This window comes from Haloferax mediterranei ATCC 33500 (assembly GCF_000306765.2).
Taxonomy (GTDB): Archaea; Halobacteriota; Halobacteria; order Halobacteriales; family Haloferacaceae; genus Haloferax; species Haloferax mediterranei.
In genome coordinates this window covers 211,863-228,654 of sequence record NC_017941.2, presented here as the reverse complement: position 1 = coordinate 228,654, position 16,792 = coordinate 211,863, and the positions used below count along the sequence as shown (strand labels likewise).

The following is a 16,792-nucleotide window of genomic DNA, read 5'->3' as shown; positions in this document are numbered from 1 at the left end:
GAAGTTGACCCGATAACTCAGGCTTCCGGGTCGAGTGCGGCAGTTGCCTCACGAATCTCCGCGACTGTTGCGTCGGTCTTGAACGCGGTACCGTGGTAGTGAGCGGGCGTGGCGTCGAACCCGGCGTCGCGGAGCGTGTCGATGAATTCGTCCATCTTCGAGGCCGAGCGGCCCCAGAGTTTGCAGAGGCGGTGTTGGTCGAAGTGCGTCGGGGTGTCGAGTTCGACAGCGAGGGTGTCGAGGAGTTTGCGGGCGCGTTTCGCGGTGCCGAAGTCGTCAGTTACCTCGTCGCGGACGGAGTCGACGAATTCGGGTTCCGAGACGGGACCGAGCCAGATGGGTCCGGCTTCGAGGATGCGAGTCGACCCGCAGTTCGCGCACTCTTCGGGCGGGTGTGCGACGAGCGAGTATTCGGCCTCGCGATGGAGACAGTCCTCGCAGTGGTAGACGAAACCGGTCGATTCGAGGAGTTCGTCGGCTTTCGTCGCTCGCTCGTCGAGTTCGAGGTAGGCCCGCGCGTAGTGACGGGTCGCATGCGAGAGAATCGGGACCGCGGCCTTGTCGTAGCGAGCGGCGGTGCGGACCATCGCGCCGAGGAGCACGCGGAGACCCATCTCGGGGTGGTAGTCGGTGTTCTGTGGGAGACAGCCGTACTTTCGGATGCCGCTTTTCTGGTGTGCGCCACAGAGCGGCGCGGTGTCGGTCGCGGTGACGCAGACGAGGTCGCGCGTGTTGGCGAACGCGGGGTCGGCAAAGGGAATCGGCGTGCCGAACGGGTCGAGGTCGACCACGTCGAAGACGGAGTCGTACATGAGCGCGTTGGCGTTTCGGAGGACTGCCTCGCCGCCGTTGCCGGCGCGGTCGAGGTTGTGCTGGGCGAGTTCGACGGCGTCGGCGTCGAGGTCGGCGCAGGTCACGTCGTAGCCCTCGGCGGCGGCGCGGACGCCGCGGATGCCGGAAGCAGCCATCGCGTCGAGGTAGGACTCGGCGCGGGGTTCGCGCTCACTGAAGGCCCGGAGGACGGCCACCGTCACGTCTCGGTTCAACTCCTGTGTGGGGTTGTAGAAGACATCGTCACCGGTCCCCTCGGATGCCCCGTCACGGGCATCAGGCACCTCGATTTCGACGCCTCCCTCGCTCACGTGCATACCCGGAGTCGCCCGCGCGGGCGGAAACCGGTTGCGATGCGTCGTGGGGTGCTCGCAAATGCTAGCTACTGTGCCCGCTGGTGGCATCGAATGCGTTTTCAGCGGCAGCGACGAAGGCACGGACGTGGATACGGTCGACGACTGGCGAGCAGCCCTCTCCGAAACCGGAGAACTCTCGCCGCCAATCGTGCAGGCCATCGTTGACGCCCACGGCGACCGCGGCGTCACGGCCATCGAGGCCGTCTCCGAGCGACGGGTGAAGCGCTACCGCGACTTCGACGTGGTCGTCGGCTACGACGACGAATACGTAGTCGAAGGCCGCGGGTGTACGTGCAAAGACACCATCTACAATCTCGACCCCGACGAGGGCGAACGCTGCTGGCACGTGCTCGCGGTCGATGTCGCCGAAGCCCTCGGCGAACTCGACCACCACGATATGTGGTACTCCGACGTGCGGGAATTTCTGTAGCGACTTCGAATTTCGACGCCGTTTCTCAGCCGTCACTGACCCCCGAGAACGACCACAATCCTTTCCGAACCCCGCACCGAACTGCAGACCAACGGATGGCTGATTTCGACCTCTCCATCGACGAGAAACGGGTGTACGCTGACAAGACGGGGAAGAAGACGGTGTACGTCGCCGCCAGCGTGGGTGTTGTGGGTGTCGACGTGTCCGACAACCTCGTCGGGGGATTCCGTATCGACCATCGCTGTGACCCGCGAGACGTGGCTGGCTCGCCGGGCGAAGTCGCCGTCGCTACTGCCGACGACGTGCTCTTGGTGCAGGGCGACGACTACCACGAACTCGGCTTCGGTCCCACGACGACCGTCGGCTTCCACCGTAACAGAGTCGTCGCCGCCGACGAGACGGGCCGTATCGCCCGCTTCGACGAATCTGGCTGGACCGACATCGGCGAAGTTGGCGAGGTTCGGGCGCTCGACGGAAGTCTCGTCGCGGCCGAAGACGGCGTCTACCGCATCAGCGATGAGGGGCTGACACACGTCGGTCTCGACGACGCACACGACGTGTCGGACCCCGCCGGTCGACTCGGCGCTGCGGAGGGAACGCCGCTCGCCGCAACTGAGTTCGGACTGTACACGCTCGGAAACGGCTGGATGGACGCAATCGACGGGCGGATGACAGCGGTCGCGTCGATGCCCGACGGTCGCGCCCACGCCGTCGGCCCGGATGGTATCGTCTCGCGCGAAGGCGAGGTGTGGGTTTCCGACCCGATTCCGATGGACGAGACGGTCGTCGCGCTCGCACACGACGCGCGGGCTGTTTACGCCGTAACCGACGTGGGCACGTTCTGTGTTCGGACGACGGCGTCCGATTGGCGAACGCAGGTACTCGGTCTCGACGCCGTCGGCGTCGCGGTTCGCTGACACGCATCGTGGCTGAACGCAACGAAAAGCGGTTTTACCCCCCAGAAGAGACGCACCAGTATGCTCGTACCCGGCGCATCTTCGCAGGCACTCACGGCCGCGCTCGCGTCTGAACTCGGCGAGTCGATTTCGGCCGTCGAGTACGACCGGTTCCCGGACGGCGAGACGCTCGCGGCGGTCCCCGATTTCGACGCCGACGAAGCGACTATCGTCGCCAGCACCGTCAGCAACGACGCCTATATCGAACTGCTACAACTCCAAGACGCCGTCCGCGAGGCCGGCGCGACGGAGGTCACGACGGTCATCCCGTACATGGGTTACGCCCGGCAGGACAAGGCGTTCGAGCCCGGTCACCCCGTCTCGGCCCGCGCCGTCGCTCGCGCCGTGAGCACGACGACCGACCGCGTCGTCCTCGTCAATCCCCACGAAGACGCCGTTGCCGACTTCTTCGACGTGCCCGTGGACATCGTCGACGCCGCCGGACAACTGGCCGAACCGCTTCCGAGCCTCGACGACCCGCTTTTCCTCTCGCCCGACTCGGGAGCCATCAGTATCGCAGAGACCGTCCGCGACGCCTACGGCGCGGGCGAAACCGACTACTTCGAGAAGGTTCGCCACTCCGGAACCGAGGTGGAGATTACGCCGAGCGACGCCGACTTCGAGGGGCGAGACGTGGTCATCACAGACGACATCATCGCCACCGGCACGACCATGAGTAAGGCCGTCTCCGTCCTCGCCGATGGGGGTGCCAAGCGCGTCTTCTGTGCCACCGTTCATCCGCTTCTCGCTCGCAACGCTCGCACGAAACTCTGCCGCGCCGGCATCGAACGCGTCATCGGCACCGACACCATCGAACGCGACGTGAGCGACGTCTCTGTCGCGCCCATCGTCGCCGACGCACTCTCTCGGTGAGTTCTCCGGGCACCCGGTTGATACCATTTCACACACTCTCGCGAAACGATTTTCTCGTTTCGCCTATCTCAGAGTGATATGGGACGTTACGGAAATCTCGATTACCCACGTTTGACCAAGACTGGCGTCAGCCTCGGACTCGTTCTCTTCCTGTTCGGCGCTATCGGCGCGAAAGCAGCACTGGCGATGACTGGCGGCCACATCCCCGGCTGGGAGCGCACGCTCTTTTTCGACGCCGAATGGCTCGGCATCCTCCTCGTGCTCTTTTCGCCCATTATCTTCGGCATCGTGCTTCCGCTGACGGAATAAGCGCCGATGACCGACCCACGGTTTCCCGACGCCGAGAACCGACTCGTCACAGAAAGCGACTGCACCCGGTGTCCGGCGCTAGTCGAGTGCCGAAACCGGATTTCGTGGGGCGTCGGTCCCCGAGATTCGACCGTCGTCGTCGTCGGCGAAGCACCCGGCGCGGGCAATCCCGACGCGAACCGCTGGCAAGGCGGTAACTGGACCGGCATGTCCTACACGGCTCAGCACTCCGGGCGCAGGATTCGGGAGACGATGGCCACCGTCGGCTACGAAGACAGCGTGTTCTACACGAACGCGGTCAAGTGCTTCCCCTCAGATGGTGAGGGGTCGAACCGGGCACCCAGCGCCGACGAGAAGGCGAACTGTCTGGACCACCTCGTGACCGAACTCGAAACAATCGACCCCGACGTGGTAGTTCCGACCGGACGCCACGCCACGGAGAGCGTCTTCTCACTCGACGACCGGACACTCGGTGGATTCCTCGATACCGTGCTCGACCCCGTCGAAAGCGAGCGATTCGACTACACGATTGTTCCGCTGCTCCACCCCTCGTACCGCGACGTGTGGCTGTCGCGTCTCGGGTACGAGTTGGACGAGTATTTCGAGGAGTTGTCTGGGTTGCTCCCCTAGCGTACGAGAGATGCCAAACGCTCATCAGTAAGAACTGACTATGAAACAACAGAATCGATGCTCGACGACATCATTGCGGACCTGATTCTCGACGTGGTCGTCCGCCCGCTGTTGAAACTGCTGGAACTAACCGGGAGCGCGGTTAAACGCGGCGTCTCGAAAGCCAGCGCACAGTTCCGACGCGGAGTCGCCAGCGCGAAATCAGATGAGACGAAGTGAGTTGCGACGACTGCTCTTCCAACCACCGAACGACGACTGCCCACTCAATCACCAGCGACGACTGCCCACTCAATCACCAGCGACGACTGCCCACCAATCCACGGGGTGGGACTGAAAGGGGCCGCGGCGAGGACGAAGGTGGCCGAAGCAAGGACCGCAGGCCGAAGGCCGAGGACCGCAGCGAGGCCCCCGAGTCCTCGCCGCGGGGGCTTTCGAGGTGTTCACTGAATCGCCGACTCCATAGACACGGCCGAATCAACCACCGACAGAGGAAACACCGTATAAGAATCGGACCGAACTTTCATTTTCTCGCCACGCAACATCCAACCAATGTCCGACTGCATCTTCTGCGCCATCGCCGCGCGCGACATCCACGGTCGAATCGTCCACGAGACCGAACACTCGCTGGCGTTCCTCGACGTGAACCCGCTCGCACCGGGCCACACGCTCGTCGTGCCGAAGGACCACTACGCCCGGCTCGACGACCTCCCGGACGAAATTTCGGAAGACCTCTTCCGCACGGTCGACGAACTCGTCCCACGAGTCGAGGAAGCAGTCGACGCCGACGCGACGAACATCGGCCTCAACAACGGTCCCGCCGCGGGACAGGAAGTCGAACACGTCCACGCCCACATCATCCCCCGATTCGAAGACGACGGCGGCAACCCCATCCACGCCGTTGCGGGCAAACGGCCCGACCTCTCGGACGAGGAGATGGACGATATCGAATCGGATATCTCCGACCTCTAGGCGAGCCACCATTTTCACGCGCCAATCGGTCGCTCCCGGTCTCAAAATCGATAGACTGACCGAAGCTATTAATCAGAGAACCGAACCAGTCGCGGTATGACCATTCCGACCACCACGGCGCTCGTCGGGGCAACCGGCGGCGCGGGCGCGACGCGACTCACACTCGAACTTGCAACGGCACTCGCCACGGACGGACGCGATGTCGCCGTCCTCGACACGGCGTTTGCGACGCAGGGACTCTCAGACTACGTTTCTGGTCCGCTCGACCCCGACGCGACGGCGCTCGTAACCGACGCGGCCGACGAACCGCTCACGGCGGGGCTTGTCGACTTTGACACCTCCGCGGATGGGCGCGTGGCAGTCTGTCCGGCAGCGGCCCCGTTCGAGCGACTGGCGCGTGCGATGACACCCGATGCGGCGCAGGCGTTCGAAGGACGCATCGACGAGGCCGCAGGCGAGTTCGACCACGTACTCGTCGACGCACCGTTGCTCACATCGAACCCGACGGTCGCCGCCGCGACGGCCTGTGACCGGGTTGCGCTCGTCGCACCGGCAACCGCCCGAGGAGCAGACGCCGTCGGTCGGCTTACCGCACGCGTCGCCGACATCGGTACCGAAGTCGACGCCGTTGTTTCGACGTTCGGGTCGCTCGGCGATGCCGATGCTATCGTTCCTGAAACCGAGTCGGACGTTATCGCAGACGCGCCAGCGTGTCGCGATGACCGCGAACTCGCGGCGAGTATCGCGGCTGTCGCGTCGGTGCTCCTCGACGAAGAATTGGACTCGGTGACGAAATCCGGCAGCGTTCTCACATCTGTCGGCGAATACATCCGTCGCTGAAAACCGTTTGCGGCGTCTTCTCTTCGGGACAGAACGGAAGCTATCAGCTCGAAGTGTACAAAACGGGAGGTGGGTGGGGAGGCGTTTGTCCCGTGTTAGAACTGCATATCGGTGACCGAGCTCATGGTCTCGGCCAATGAATCGCGCTTTGCGACCGCCGCGTCGGTGCGGTCTGTAAGCGCGCCCTCGACGGCTTCGACGAGGGGGTCGATGGGGTCGTGCGTCTCGACGTAGGTCGCGAGGGCGAACTCCGACGGCTCTGCTTTGGTGAGCGCGAGCGCGTCGGCGCGCGAGATGTGTCCGTCTATCCAGTCGCGGACGATGCGTCGCGCTTCGGGGGCGAGGGGGGTCACGCCCGCTTCGCCACAGCGATGCAACACTTTCGCTGCCGTGACTGGGGCGACACCCGCTTCGCGCGCGCACTCACCGAGCGATCTGCCTGACCCGTGTGCTTCGACAACCCGCTCCGCTGTCGCAGGCGCGCAGGGGAGCGCGTCTGCGTGTGCGTCGAAACGCTCGCGGAGTGAAACACCGGTATCATCGACAGTCGGTACGTAACGCGGGCGCTGTTCGGTTGTCGTTGTCTCCAGTTCAGCGGCAATATCCGACAGCCCCATCGCTCGGTGGTCTCGTCCTTCCAAACAAAAGCGTTGCTAATCGATATCAAATTAGATACTGTAACCTACCGATTACCGGTAGGCTCTACCTCCCGAATATGGGTGAAATGGCCCGTTCCAACCTGTGTTTAAATACCTCTTCAGAACTGATTTTCAAATGTGATGAGCGAAGCACGTTCCCCCCAGGGTTGCCCCGAATGCGATGGACACCTCGGCGCCGAAGCCGGCGAGACAGTCTGTACCGACTGCGGACTCGTCGTCTCGGAGTACCGCATCGACCACGGTCCCGAGTGGCGCTCGTTCGCCGACGACGACCGAAACCCCGCCCGTACGGGCGCACCACTCACTCGGTCCCGTCACGACCGCGGCCTCTCGACCGAAATCGGTCGGTCGACGCGTATCAAAGGTCGTAAGCGTCGGAAGTTCGCCCGTCTGCGCCGTCAGCACAATCGCGCTCGAATCTCCTCGAAGCGCGAGCGGAATCAGGTGTACGCCTTCACCGAAATCCGTCGCGTGACGGGTGCACTCGGTCTGCCAAACCACATCCGCGACCAGGCCTGTTCGCTGTTCGAATCGGCGCAGAACGAAGACCTCCTCCGCGGCCGGTCGCTCGAAGGGTTCGCCGCCGCCTGTGTCTACGCCGCCTGCCGCGTCGCCGGAATCTCCCGGAGCGTCGAGGAAGTCTGCGACGTCTCGAAATCGACGGAATCCGAGCACCAAGCGGCCTACCGCGCCCTCAACCGCGACCTCGGTCTCCCCGTCGCGCCCGCTGACCCGACCGAGTACCTGCCGCGATTCGCGACGAAACTCGACCTCGACCGCGACACCGAACGCCGGGCGCGCGAGTACGTCGCCGAAGCGCGCGATGACGGTCTCGTCGCTGGCAAGAACCCCTGTGGCGTCGCCGCAGCGTGTCTCTACACGGCCGCTCGCGACCTCGGCGAAGACTGCACGCAATCGGACGCCGCCGACGTGGCCGACGTGACTCCCGTGACGCTCCGCAAGACGTACGTGGCCCTCCGCGACTGAAGCAGTTTATTCGAGGCGCGATACCGCCGGGAAACGACCGACAAACGAACTACCGATAGACGCGACAAAAACGACGCTTCTTCTCACCGACCACAGACGCGAACTGCCGATGCGAGTTCTCGAATCCGAGTACTGGGCAGACTGTTCGGCGACGCGGTGACGACTGGTTCGAATCGGTCGACAGCCTCGCTGAGACGAGTATCAGCTGGAATCGCCGTCGCTGGTGCGCCGAGTACGTCGGCGAAGGCGTCGAGCGGCGGGTCGTCGACGGTTCGGTTGACCGCGACAGCAGCGAGACCGCATCCAAGCTCCCGAGCGAGTTCACGGGTTCGGACCGCGTCGGCCAGCGCGTACCGTTTCGGCGACGCGACGACGACACAGGCATCCGCGATAGCGAGCGGTACTCCCGCGTTGGCGCGCATTCCGGCTGGGCAGTCCACGACGACAGTTCCGTACGCGGCTTCGACCGCGTGGAGTACATCATCGAGGCGGCGCACGTCGGCCGCGCGGGCACCGGCGAGTGTCCGTCCGCAGGGGAGAATCGAGACTGGTGCACCCTCGCGGACCGCTTCGGTCGGGTCGGCACGGCCCGCGAGCACGTCGTGGAGGTCCGGGCCGGGTGCGTACGGAAGGTTCGCCATCCCGAGGTCGGCGTCTACGACGACAGCATCCAAGGCCGCACCGAGTTCGAACGACAGCGTCGACTTACCGACGCCGCCCTTGCCGGAGACGACGGCGAGAATCATGCGAGCCTCCGGAGTGCTTCGATGTCGGGGTCGGCGTCGGCCGCTCGGTCGGCAAGCGTCGTCGCACGTTCGGCCAGTCGCCGCAGTTGAGCGCGGTCCGCATCGAGTGATTCTACGTCCTCGATGCTGGCGTCCGAGGTGGAAAGCGCCGTCGCCGCCGCGTCAACTGATGCGCCATCGAGTTGTTCAGCCAGTTCGATTCGGCGCGCCACAGCAGCGAGAAACGAAGAATCGAGGTGTTGGTCGGCGTCGGGTGCCGTCGGTATCGGGTCTGCAGTCGCGTCCGAGTCTATTTGCGCAGCGTCTACTGCCGGGGGTGTCGCCGAAGGCGCAGAAGGACCCACGGTCTCAGACTCGGAGCAGTCGCTTTCTCCCTCACCATGGGTATCGGCGACTGCCGCCGCGACGTCGGCGTCGGTTGGGCCGCGAACTGACGCTTCCGACTCGGGGACAACCGTGCTGTCGGCAGTCGAGGGAGACTCCGAGGTCGGCGCTGGAACCGCGTCTGCGGGCGGGCGAGACGCACCGAGTTCCCGAATCGCGTCCGCAGCAGTCGACCGGTCCTGTTCGTCTGTCTCGTCCGCCCGGCCAAGAACGTCGATATCGACGACAGTCGCCGGGTCTACGTCGCCACTGAGGTCCGGCCCGGATGGAGACAACGGGCAAGCGTACCCGAGTGCAACTGTCGATTCGGCGGGGACGACGCCCTCGAACCCGTCGTCGTCCCAGCCGGGGGCCGGGACACCGGCCCGACGAGGTGGGAGAACCGGACCATCGAGACGGTTCTGGAGGCGAACGCGCTGGTCGACCGGCGCGGCGTTGTCGAATCTGACCGTCACGAGGACTACGTCGTCCACGACGGTTACGTCGACATCGGAGTGCATGGCGGGGCTGGCCGCCTTATGGTATATAAATCGATGCCTGGAGCGACCCAAGACTGAGACGTGAATCGGAGTTTGACGACTCAACACCGGATAACGGGTGTATCGAGCCAACGTGCGGCGGTCTCAACGTCACCGAAGAACCGACGCGTCAGGACGACCGGTGCGTCCAGATCAGCGAGACGGACGGCAGCGAGGGCGTCTACGACCGAACTTCGGTTCGGGTTCGAATTTGAGTTTGAATTCGAGCTCGCGTCCGAAGCAGCATCAGTCGGCTCGAAGAACTCCGCAGTGAGTTCGCGAACAGTATCATCGAACTCCTCGCTGAGTTCGGCACAGAAGTATGACCGGCGTTCACGCCGCCGATTTGCAATCGCATCGTGGAGTCGAAGACGTTCTTCTCGTCCGTCGCGAGCGCGCCGGGCAGCGCGTTCGAGCGCTTCCAACCGCTGTTCGGCCGCGATTCGCTCTGTCTCCACCTCGGAGAGTTTCGTGGCTATTTCTACGAGTTCCGACTGCGTGGAGGCCGCTGACGCGTCGTCTCCGGCCTCGCGGTGGGCGTTGAGCCGTCCGCGGAGCGTCGCTACGCGTTCTCGGAGTCGGGTTTGGTCGTCTCCAGCGGCGGCGACCCGGCGGCGCGCTTCCCGGAGTTCAGATGCGGACGGTACGATGTGGTCAGGGGAGTCGTCTTCAGTTTGGCCCTCGTGTTCGGCAAGTCGCGCTTCGAGTTGGGCGAGTTCGTCGTCAACCGGTGTTTGCAGTCCGCGTGACCGGCCAACTGCGACGAGGAGTTGGCCTCGTGACGGTGGTGATTCAGGAACCGGAATTCGAGCGAGTCGGTCGTAGCCCGGTCCCGGAGTCGGACAGTCGACCCAGAGTCCGCTATCGGTTGCGGCGGGGGACTGAATGTCGTCGCCCGCTCCGTCGGGAGTTCGAACCGCGTCCACCACCGCGGCGGGGTCGAGGCCGACGTCAGACAGGTCGGAAGTACGGCCCGCTCGAACAGTTCCGTCGGGGAGTCGAATCCTCATAGTTCTCGGTCTCGCATTTCCGACGCGGACGGGTAGTCGGTTCCCGTGGCGAACTTGCTGTACGGCGTCGCCGGTGAATCACGGGCCTCGTACGCTTCAGCCGCCTCGCGGACCGACTCAGGAACGGTCGTAAACTCGTTGAACGGCGCAGTCCGCTCTATCTGCACGTCAGCATCGTGTTTCTCGCGGAGTCGCAGTGCAAGGAAGGCGGCCAACTCCGTCTCGTCGAACAACGCGGCGCGTCCGAGTCGACGAACGACAACGTCCTCGTGGCTCCGACAGATGTTTCGAAGCGTCGTCCGCGCCGCCTGCGAGTAAGTCACGACCAACAGCACGAACACCCCGTCACAGAGTCGGAAGAAAAATCGTTCGACGTGCCGTATTTCGTGTTGTTGAGCCGTCTTGTTTCCGAATTGTTGGTTTTCCAGGCGACCGCATTGCCGAACTGTTGTTCCCTAACTGTTGCGCTGCCGAACCGTCGTCCTGCGGTTAGACGCGCTCGACCGAGAAGGACACGTCGTCCCCGTCGTCGGTCGCGTTGGTCAGCAGGTCTTGCACGCGCGTCGTCGCCTCGTCTTCGGTGGCGGCGAGGACGACGATACCTTCCGCGCGGTCGTCGCCGACGGCTTTCCACGCCTCGAGCGTTTCGTCACCGGTGTCGGACTCGAACTCGGTTGCAAACGTTCGGAGGACGGTTACGACGCGTCGCTCGGTACTGGCGAGGTCCGCCTCGCCCGATTCGAGGTCGCGGATGGCGTCTTCGATGTTTCGGAGGGCTGAGATTCGGTCCATATTATGTCGCCCGGTAGACGTCGCCGCGTGGTTCGTAGATATCGCCTTTCATCTTGAGCTTCTCCAGTTGGTCGATGACGGTCTTTTCGTCCATGTTCAACTCGGTGTTGGCGCGTTCGACGACCTCTTCGTGCGGCGCGCCCTCCTCGTACTCCTCCTGCATAGTGCGGATGAGTTCGAGCAGGTTCTTGATACGGTCGCGCTGGGTCTTCGAGCGACCCGTCTCCACGATGTCGGCGTCGAATTCGCCGGTTTCGGGGTCCATGCCGATATCGCGGAGACACGACTCGACGATGCTGGTGACGCGCTCAGCGTCCTCGCGGGTCACTTTGTCCGAGAGGCGGACGCGGGCGGATGCCTCGCCAAGGCGGACGAGCGCTTCGAGTTTCCGGGCTGTCACGGGAACGGGGGCGTCTTCGTCGGCCCCGCGAGCGCGGAAGTCGACGTAGAAGTCGCGGATGACGTTCTTTGCTTCCTCCGTCATCGTCGGGTAACAGGTCCGCTTCGCGTAGGCGATATACTTGCGAAGGAGTTCCGCGTCGATAGTCGGTGCGACCTCGTCGGTGACGGCGTCAATCTGGTCTTCTGTGAACTCGGAGTTGGCGACGTTCGTCCGTTGGGTGTTCAACTCACCGGCGTAGTTCGTCTTGAGAATGTGTTCTGCGAGTTCGGAGTCGGTGTCGGGGTCGGGGTTGTCCGTGACCGTGAAGATGAGGTCGAATCGAGAGATAAGCGCCGGTTCGAGGTCGATTTGCTCGCCGATGGATTCGTACTGGTCGAAGCGACCGTACTTCGGGTTTGCCGCGCCGAGGAGCGAACAACGCGATTTGAGCGTCGCGTTGATACCCGCCTTGGAGACCGAAATCTGCTGTTGTTCGAGCGCTTCGTGCATAGCCGAACGGTCTTCGGAGTTGTGCACGACCATTCCATTGGCGACGAAGTTGTGCGTTCCCTCGACAGTCAGGTCGTACACCTTTGGCTTCGAACGGGACCCGATGGCATCGAGAAGGCGTCGAGCATCCGAACGAATGTCGGAGAAGCGCGCGTTTGCCACCTCAACCACGTCAGTAAACCGGTCCGTCTCGACGACGCCGTTGAACCACCGCGAGACGGTCGAGCCAGCAACATCGAGGTCGCGCGCGATGTCAGCGAAAGAGACACCGTGGCGTTCGAGTTCGGAACGAAGTTCGCTCCAGTCGTCTGCACGCGGTTCGTGATCTAACAGCTGCTGTGCGTGTTCGACGGCCGCATCACCCTCGACGCCGAGGAGGTCCGCAAGCTCGTGTTTTAGTAGCCGAATTCGGTCGTCGGCATCGCTCTCGTCGACTGTTTCGACAGCCTTCACGCGTCTCCACTTGACATCACCCCGAACGAGTCGTCGGATCGATTCGAGGTCCGTGTCAGCGACTGATTCAACGATTTCACGGAGCCGGCCTCTCGTGACTGCTCTGAGTTCGTCGTCCGTACCCCAGAGCCGAGAGATCTGTTGCTGGCTGAACGAAGTTCCCACTGCCAACTCAGACTGAGAGACGTGGTAACGTTCTTTAACAATCGAAATCGTCGCCCAGTCACACGGTTCAGAGAGTTGCGAGACGTCTGACTCGGCCTGTGACATTCGACTCTCAAACGCGTCGAGAACCGTTCGAGCACATGAGAACGAGATGTTCGCGTCCTCGTTCTCGAAGTTGCAGTAGGTCGAATCGACGAGTCCGCATTCGGAGACGTGAAGCCGTAGCGACTCGCGGAGCGACGATAGTACCCCTCCACAGTTCGGAATCACGTCGAGAATCGTTCGGTCACCCGAGACGGACTCACAGACCTCGTCAAGCGCCGATTGTTTGCGTTCCAGTGTGAATCCGATATGGCGGTTGAACCGCCGGAGGGAGTCTGCTGCTGTCACCGCAAGTACGTACAAGTTCCGTTTACCAGAGCGTTCGCGGTGCTGAATCTGCGTCGTGACGCCGAACTCCAAGAGGAGACTCTTGATTCCGAGCAGCAGTTCGTAGCTGGAAGAGCTGATTTTGACGTTGCCGGAATCGGTATCGACACACCCTTCGCTATCAGCCATCGCGCGCACGAACGCCGCTTTCGCCGCCAGCGAAGCCTCCGAAACGGCAGCCGGGAACGCTTTTCCATCATAGATTTCGAGGTTCATCCCGGCATCAAGTACCGCGTCAGCGTACTCACGGCCCGGTAGCCGTACGGTCTCGACGCCGTCGTCACGCTGTTCAGACGGGGGGCGAACCGGTTCCACACCGAAGGTGTCGCGACAGACCTGCTCGAAGTCGGCGAGCAGTTCCTCCTCCTTGTTGGTGAATCGGATACCGTAGGAGCCCGCCTCACGGTTGTAATACACGTTCCCGTCGCCGGAAAGGTAGCCGAGTATGGCACCAAACGCAGGGGAGAGTTCGTCTTCGGTGGCAGTGATCGTCGCCTCAGCGGTCGATTCGGCAGTTAGGACGCCCCCATCCGTCGCTCGGGGAGAGAGGTGACACGGGACGTAGACCCAATCGCCGGGGGAGACATCTGCTGCGGGCTTCTCTACACGCTCACCGTTTTCGAACGTGATGAACGGGTGGTCGTGAATCGCGGTGAGTTGCTCACCGGACTGCAACGTTATCTGTGTCAGTTCATCCGGTGCATCGTATTCATGGATAGCCGTGACCGGTCGAGTCACCAATCTCCCGTCCTCAGTCATCGTCCACGCTTCTGCGTCGACGTTCCGAATCGTTCGACCGTTCGGTAATTCCTCGATAGACCCCTCACATGCAGCGTCGTGTGCAAGGTCTCTGATGCGTTTGATTCCCCCGTCAGCGAGGTGGACGAGGGAGTCGCCAGTCACACACCGCATCTTGTCAAGCTCGTCGACAGCCGCAATCCCCTTGTCCGCAAGCACGAGGGCACCCGCTTCGAGCGTCCACTGCTGGCCGTCACCGAAATCGTCGCGAACCGCCGCAGCGGTGAGCCCTGCTGACGAAGAACCCTTCCCGGAGGTGTAGACAGAACGCGGCGCGATATTTCGAATATATGACAGCATCTGAGAATTATGCGAGACGAGCCCGTTGGAAACGTAGCTGTGGGTGCCTTCGACTTCGAGGTCGTAGACCCATTTTTCGGCGGGTTCGACGCGCTCGATAGAGTCGATTCGCTCCCATCCGATGTCGCCATCGACGAGCGATCGGAGTTCTGAAACATGGTCTGCAACAGACATGCCGCCATCCGCGAGGGCAGACGAGCCGACACTGTCGGCAGTTCGAAGCGCGTCCTCGAACGAAGAGACGACGCGCGAGAGACTTTCACGGCTTGGGTTACGGTCGCCGCGTTCGTAGTGCTGATACGTCGACCTTGGTAGCCCACAGTCAGCCTGCGTCAGTCCGAGCGTCTCACGAAGTTCACGAAGCTCCCCGCCAGCCGGGACGAGATCGGAATTGGTGTTTTCTTCGACAGCAGCGTATTCGTCGCACGCAACCGATTTTCGCTCGGTGATGAACCCAATCCGTGCGACGTATCTCGCAAAGTCGTCGCCGCTGATACGGAGCCGGTAGCTTCCGTTGTGCCGCGGGTGGAGTTGTGAACTGATGCCCGACGCGAGAAGGAGCGTCCGGACGTCTTCGAGGAGTTCCCGACTCATCGACGCGACAGTTATTTCTCGCTGCGTTGCCGAGACGTGGCCTTCGCCTTCGATAAATGCACGGACGAACGCTCGTCCGGTTTCAGAACTCGCAGACACCACCGCCTCAGGGATGCGTTGGCTGTCGGAGCCTGCGAGAAGTGAAGGTGAGAGGTTTGCGAGGAAGCTGACGAACTCGCCAGAGCCACAGATAATCTCACGAGCGGATTTCCCATCGTGGGGCGACCGCTCGAAATAGTTCAGTCCCAATCGGTCGAATGCGTCAGCTACGTCGTCCAACACCTCGCGGTCGTTGTTCGTCACAGAGACGAACCCAGTGGCATCGTCGCGCTGTTCGACGTACCCCTCTGCAACGATGTAGCCAACGAGCCGAGCAAGCCACGGCGTCCACTCGTCCGGCAGGTCCAGACGAACCGCGTTGTACGACTTCGACCGGCGGAATTCGACCGCAAGGTCGTCGGTCCCGGTCATTGGGAGTGAGCGCGGTGCTGCGACGAATTCTCCCTCGGTCAATTCGTCGGAACGAACGGCAGCAGTCATCCCCTCGTCGCGGATGAAAAGCGGATGAGATGGGGTCGCTGTGAGTTCCCGTCCGGTGTTCGTTCGGATGCGCAGCAAGTGGTCCGGCGCTTCGCGCTTCCAAACTTTCGTCGCCTGCCGGGAGGTCAACGTCCCGTCGGGGGCGAGAGATGGGACCTCGAAGTTCGCGCTGTCCCACACACCGTCGTCGATTGGTTTCGGGTCGTCGAGATTCGACTCGACCAACTCTCGAATCGGTACGTCGCGCCCATCGGCAAGCGTTACCCGCGTGTCGCCGGTGACGCACTTCCCTGTACCAGGGTCCCCTATCAGAAGCATGTGCAGGTCACCGCGAATCCGAGACCCGTCGGGAAGGTGCTTCGTGACACCCGAGAAGAGTTGGAGAATCATGGCGAGTTTCTCCTGGTCGTAGCCGTAGATGGCCGGGGCCACGGAGTCGGTCATCTCCTCGTAGATGTCGGGCTTGTTGGAGAGTTCGACGATTTGAGCCACGTCCTCGTCGGTAATCTCCATATCCTCGAACTCCTCGTCCTCGATAGCGAGCGAGATGCCCTCCATGTAGTAGTCGAAGACTGGCGTCTTCTCGTTGCCCGAGGTCTGTTGTTCGATGTGGAGGATGCCGACGGCGGTAACGTGGTCACCGGCGGTGACCTCCCCGGTCACGTCGTCGGTGAGGTTGATGTCGATACTCTGTGGCGTCTCGCCCCCGCGCAGGCCTTCGGGAGACTCTTGGACGCGCAGTTTCTGCGAATCGACGAAGTTCGACTGGTCGAAGTCGATGCGGAACGGCCCCTGACGCTCGCATCCCTGACACTCGTGTGGTTCCTGAAAACCGCCGTCACCCTGCGGGATGTAACTCATCGTCCCGCAGCGCTGGCACTCGAACGCGGCTTCCGTAATCTTCGGGCGCACGTCCGTCGCTTTCCGGACGATTCCCTGGACGCCGATGAGGGTGCCGATGTGGTCGTCGTTGACTCGAATATTCCGGATATCGACGGTGTCCGGAAGGTTCCGCATCCGGACGTGCGCCTGTCCGAGTTTGACGTCCGCGGGTAGGTCGAACAGGCGAAGCGCCTCCTCGGCGTACTCCTGGTACTGCCCGGGTTTCGTGATGTAGTCGTCGGCGAGTTCGGCGTCGAACCTGTACAGGTCGTCGTAGTCGATATACAGGGAGCGCTTTTCTTTCGGGTACTGCTGTGCGAGCGTCCCGATTTCCTCTCGATAGTAATTGCGGTAGAACTCGATGAACCGCTCTGTAAGGTCTCGATTCTGCGGGGCCTGCGCCATCGGACAGGGGTATGTCCCCAATCGGTTAAGAACCTTCGTCGTCC

The 16,792-nt window shown here is 62.7% G+C and carries 17 protein-coding genes; 9 read left to right on the top strand and 8 right to left on the bottom strand.

All coding sequences use genetic code 11. From position 1 onward, the window contains the following. Positions 1–17: 17 nt before the first annotated feature. Positions 18–1,148, bottom strand: coding sequence for a tRNA (guanine(26)-N(2))-dimethyltransferase (locus HFX_RS01185; protein WP_004058350.1), 1,131 nt, complete (start codon positions 1,146–1,148; stop codon positions 18–20). Between the two features lie 124 nt (positions 1,149–1,272). On the opposite strand from HFX_RS01185, the gene HFX_RS01180 reads away from it, so the two are divergent. The 8 genes from HFX_RS01180 (at position 1,273) to HFX_RS01150 (ending at position 6,194) form a co-directional block, all read left to right on the top strand. Then, a complete protein-coding gene (locus HFX_RS01180; protein ID WP_014732067.1) occupies positions 1,273–1,617 on the top strand; it encodes a hypothetical protein in 345 nt (114 codons plus the stop codon). A gap of 95 nt (positions 1,618–1,712) precedes the next feature. Beyond that, complete coding sequence (locus tag HFX_RS01175) at positions 1,713–2,534, top strand: HVO_0234 family beta-propeller protein (protein WP_004058353.1); 822 nt, start codon at positions 1,713–1,715, stop codon at positions 2,532–2,534. Between the two features lie 60 nt (positions 2,535–2,594). Further along, positions 2,595–3,446 (top strand): ribose-phosphate diphosphokinase, encoded by an 852-nt coding sequence (locus HFX_RS01170; RefSeq protein ID WP_004058354.1) that lies wholly within the window; start codon positions 2,595–2,597, stop codon positions 3,444–3,446. A gap of 78 nt (positions 3,447–3,524) precedes the next feature. Then, positions 3,525–3,755, top strand: a complete 231-nt coding sequence (locus HFX_RS01165) for a DUF7860 family protein (protein ID WP_049917449.1) — start codon at positions 3,525–3,527, stop codon at positions 3,753–3,755. A 6-nt stretch (positions 3,756–3,761) separates the two neighbouring features. Continuing rightward, a complete protein-coding gene (locus HFX_RS01160; protein ID WP_004058358.1) occupies positions 3,762–4,385 on the top strand; it encodes a uracil-DNA glycosylase in 624 nt (207 codons plus the stop codon). Between the two features lie 57 nt (positions 4,386–4,442). After that, positions 4,443–4,604 (top strand): hypothetical protein, encoded by a 162-nt coding sequence (locus tag HFX_RS19570; protein ID WP_155844689.1) that lies wholly within the window; start codon positions 4,443–4,445, stop codon positions 4,602–4,604. 330 nt (positions 4,605–4,934) lie between these two features. Beyond that, entirely contained in the window at positions 4,935–5,354 is a 420-nt protein-coding gene (locus HFX_RS01155; RefSeq protein ID WP_004058361.1) for an HIT family protein, read from the top strand. Between the two features lie 96 nt (positions 5,355–5,450). Then, on the top strand, positions 5,451–6,194 hold the full coding sequence (locus HFX_RS01150) for a P-loop NTPase family protein (RefSeq protein ID WP_004058363.1): 744 nt from the start codon (positions 5,451–5,453) through the stop codon (positions 6,192–6,194). Between the two features lie 95 nt (positions 6,195–6,289). Here the strand turns inward: HFX_RS01150 and HFX_RS01145 are convergent, their stop codons facing one another. Beyond that, positions 6,290–6,811: a DUF7858 family protein gene (locus HFX_RS01145; protein WP_004058365.1), complete on the bottom strand. Its 522-nt coding sequence runs from the start codon at positions 6,809–6,811 to the stop codon at positions 6,290–6,292. Positions 6,812–6,973: 162 nt separating this feature from the next. Here HFX_RS01145 and HFX_RS01140 point away from each other — a divergent pair, with 162 nt between their 5' ends. Next, positions 6,974–7,840, top strand: a complete 867-nt coding sequence (locus HFX_RS01140) for a transcription initiation factor IIB (RefSeq protein ID WP_004058367.1) — start codon at positions 6,974–6,976, stop codon at positions 7,838–7,840. Between the two features lie 83 nt (positions 7,841–7,923). Here the strand turns inward: HFX_RS01140 and HFX_RS01135 are convergent, their stop codons facing one another. The 6 genes from HFX_RS01135 to HFX_RS01110 all read right to left on the bottom strand — a co-directional run bounded on the left by HFX_RS01135 (position 7,924) and on the right by HFX_RS01110 (position 16,748). After that, positions 7,924–8,586, bottom strand: a complete 663-nt coding sequence (locus tag HFX_RS01135) for an AAA family ATPase (RefSeq protein WP_004058369.1) — start codon at positions 8,584–8,586, stop codon at positions 7,924–7,926. Then, positions 8,583–9,470 (bottom strand): DUF7857 domain-containing protein, encoded by an 888-nt coding sequence (locus HFX_RS01130; RefSeq protein ID WP_004058371.1) that lies wholly within the window; start codon positions 9,468–9,470, stop codon positions 8,583–8,585. Before HFX_RS01130 ends, HFX_RS01135 begins: the two co-directional genes overlap by 4 nt. A gap of 80 nt (positions 9,471–9,550) precedes the next feature. Further along, complete coding sequence (locus tag HFX_RS01125) at positions 9,551–10,498, bottom strand: DUF7856 family protein (protein WP_004058373.1); 948 nt, start codon at positions 10,496–10,498, stop codon at positions 9,551–9,553. Then, positions 10,495–10,833 carry a DUF7855 family protein gene (locus tag HFX_RS01120; protein ID WP_004058375.1) on the bottom strand — a complete coding sequence of 113 codons (339 nt, stop codon included), beginning with the start codon at positions 10,831–10,833 and terminating at the stop codon, positions 10,495–10,497. The genes HFX_RS01125 and HFX_RS01120 overlap by 4 nt, the downstream gene beginning before the upstream one ends. 154 nt (positions 10,834–10,987) lie before the next feature. Beyond that, positions 10,988–11,290: a DUF7854 family protein gene (locus HFX_RS01115; RefSeq protein WP_004058377.1), complete on the bottom strand. Its 303-nt coding sequence runs from the start codon at positions 11,288–11,290 to the stop codon at positions 10,988–10,990. Position 11,291: 1 nt separating this feature from the next. Beyond that, on the bottom strand, positions 11,292–16,748 hold the full coding sequence (locus HFX_RS01110; RefSeq protein WP_004058379.1) for an LAGLIDADG family homing endonuclease: 5,457 nt from the start codon (positions 16,746–16,748) through the stop codon (positions 11,292–11,294). Positions 16,749–16,792: the final 44 nt, after the last annotated feature.

Excerpts from the sequence above, each read along its gene's own strand:
- HFX_RS01150 (WP_004058363.1), top strand. The coding sequence starts at position 5,451 with ATGACCATTCCGACCACCACGGCGCTCGTCGGGGCAACCGGCGGCGCG.
- HFX_RS01185 (WP_004058350.1), bottom strand. The coding sequence starts at position 1,148 with ATGCACGTGAGCGAGGGAGGCGTCGAAATCGAGGTGCCTGATGCCCGT.
- HFX_RS01140 (WP_004058367.1), top strand. The coding sequence starts at position 6,974 with ATGAGCGAAGCACGTTCCCCCCAGGGTTGCCCCGAATGCGATGGACAC.
- HFX_RS19570 (WP_155844689.1), top strand. The coding sequence starts at position 4,443 with ATGCTCGACGACATCATTGCGGACCTGATTCTCGACGTGGTCGTCCGC.
- HFX_RS01125 (WP_004058373.1), bottom strand. The coding sequence starts at position 10,498 with ATGAGGATTCGACTCCCCGACGGAACTGTTCGAGCGGGCCGTACTTCC.
- HFX_RS01160 (WP_004058358.1), top strand. The coding sequence starts at position 3,762 with ATGACCGACCCACGGTTTCCCGACGCCGAGAACCGACTCGTCACAGAA.
- HFX_RS01115 (WP_004058377.1), bottom strand. The coding sequence starts at position 11,290 with ATGGACCGAATCTCAGCCCTCCGAAACATCGAAGACGCCATCCGCGAC.
- HFX_RS01135 (WP_004058369.1), bottom strand. The coding sequence starts at position 8,586 with ATGATTCTCGCCGTCGTCTCCGGCAAGGGCGGCGTCGGTAAGTCGACG.
- HFX_RS01155 (WP_004058361.1), top strand. The coding sequence starts at position 4,935 with ATGTCCGACTGCATCTTCTGCGCCATCGCCGCGCGCGACATCCACGGT.
- HFX_RS01170 (WP_004058354.1), top strand. The coding sequence starts at position 2,595 with ATGCTCGTACCCGGCGCATCTTCGCAGGCACTCACGGCCGCGCTCGCG.
- HFX_RS01175 (WP_004058353.1), top strand. The coding sequence starts at position 1,713 with ATGGCTGATTTCGACCTCTCCATCGACGAGAAACGGGTGTACGCTGAC.
- HFX_RS01130 (WP_004058371.1), bottom strand. The coding sequence starts at position 9,470 with ATGCACTCCGATGTCGACGTAACCGTCGTGGACGACGTAGTCCTCGTG.
- HFX_RS01110 (WP_004058379.1), bottom strand. The coding sequence starts at position 16,748 with ATGGCGCAGGCCCCGCAGAATCGAGACCTTACAGAGCGGTTCATCGAG.
- HFX_RS01145 (WP_004058365.1), bottom strand. The coding sequence starts at position 6,811 with ATGGGGCTGTCGGATATTGCCGCTGAACTGGAGACAACGACAACCGAA.
- HFX_RS01165 (WP_049917449.1), top strand. The coding sequence starts at position 3,525 with ATGGGACGTTACGGAAATCTCGATTACCCACGTTTGACCAAGACTGGC.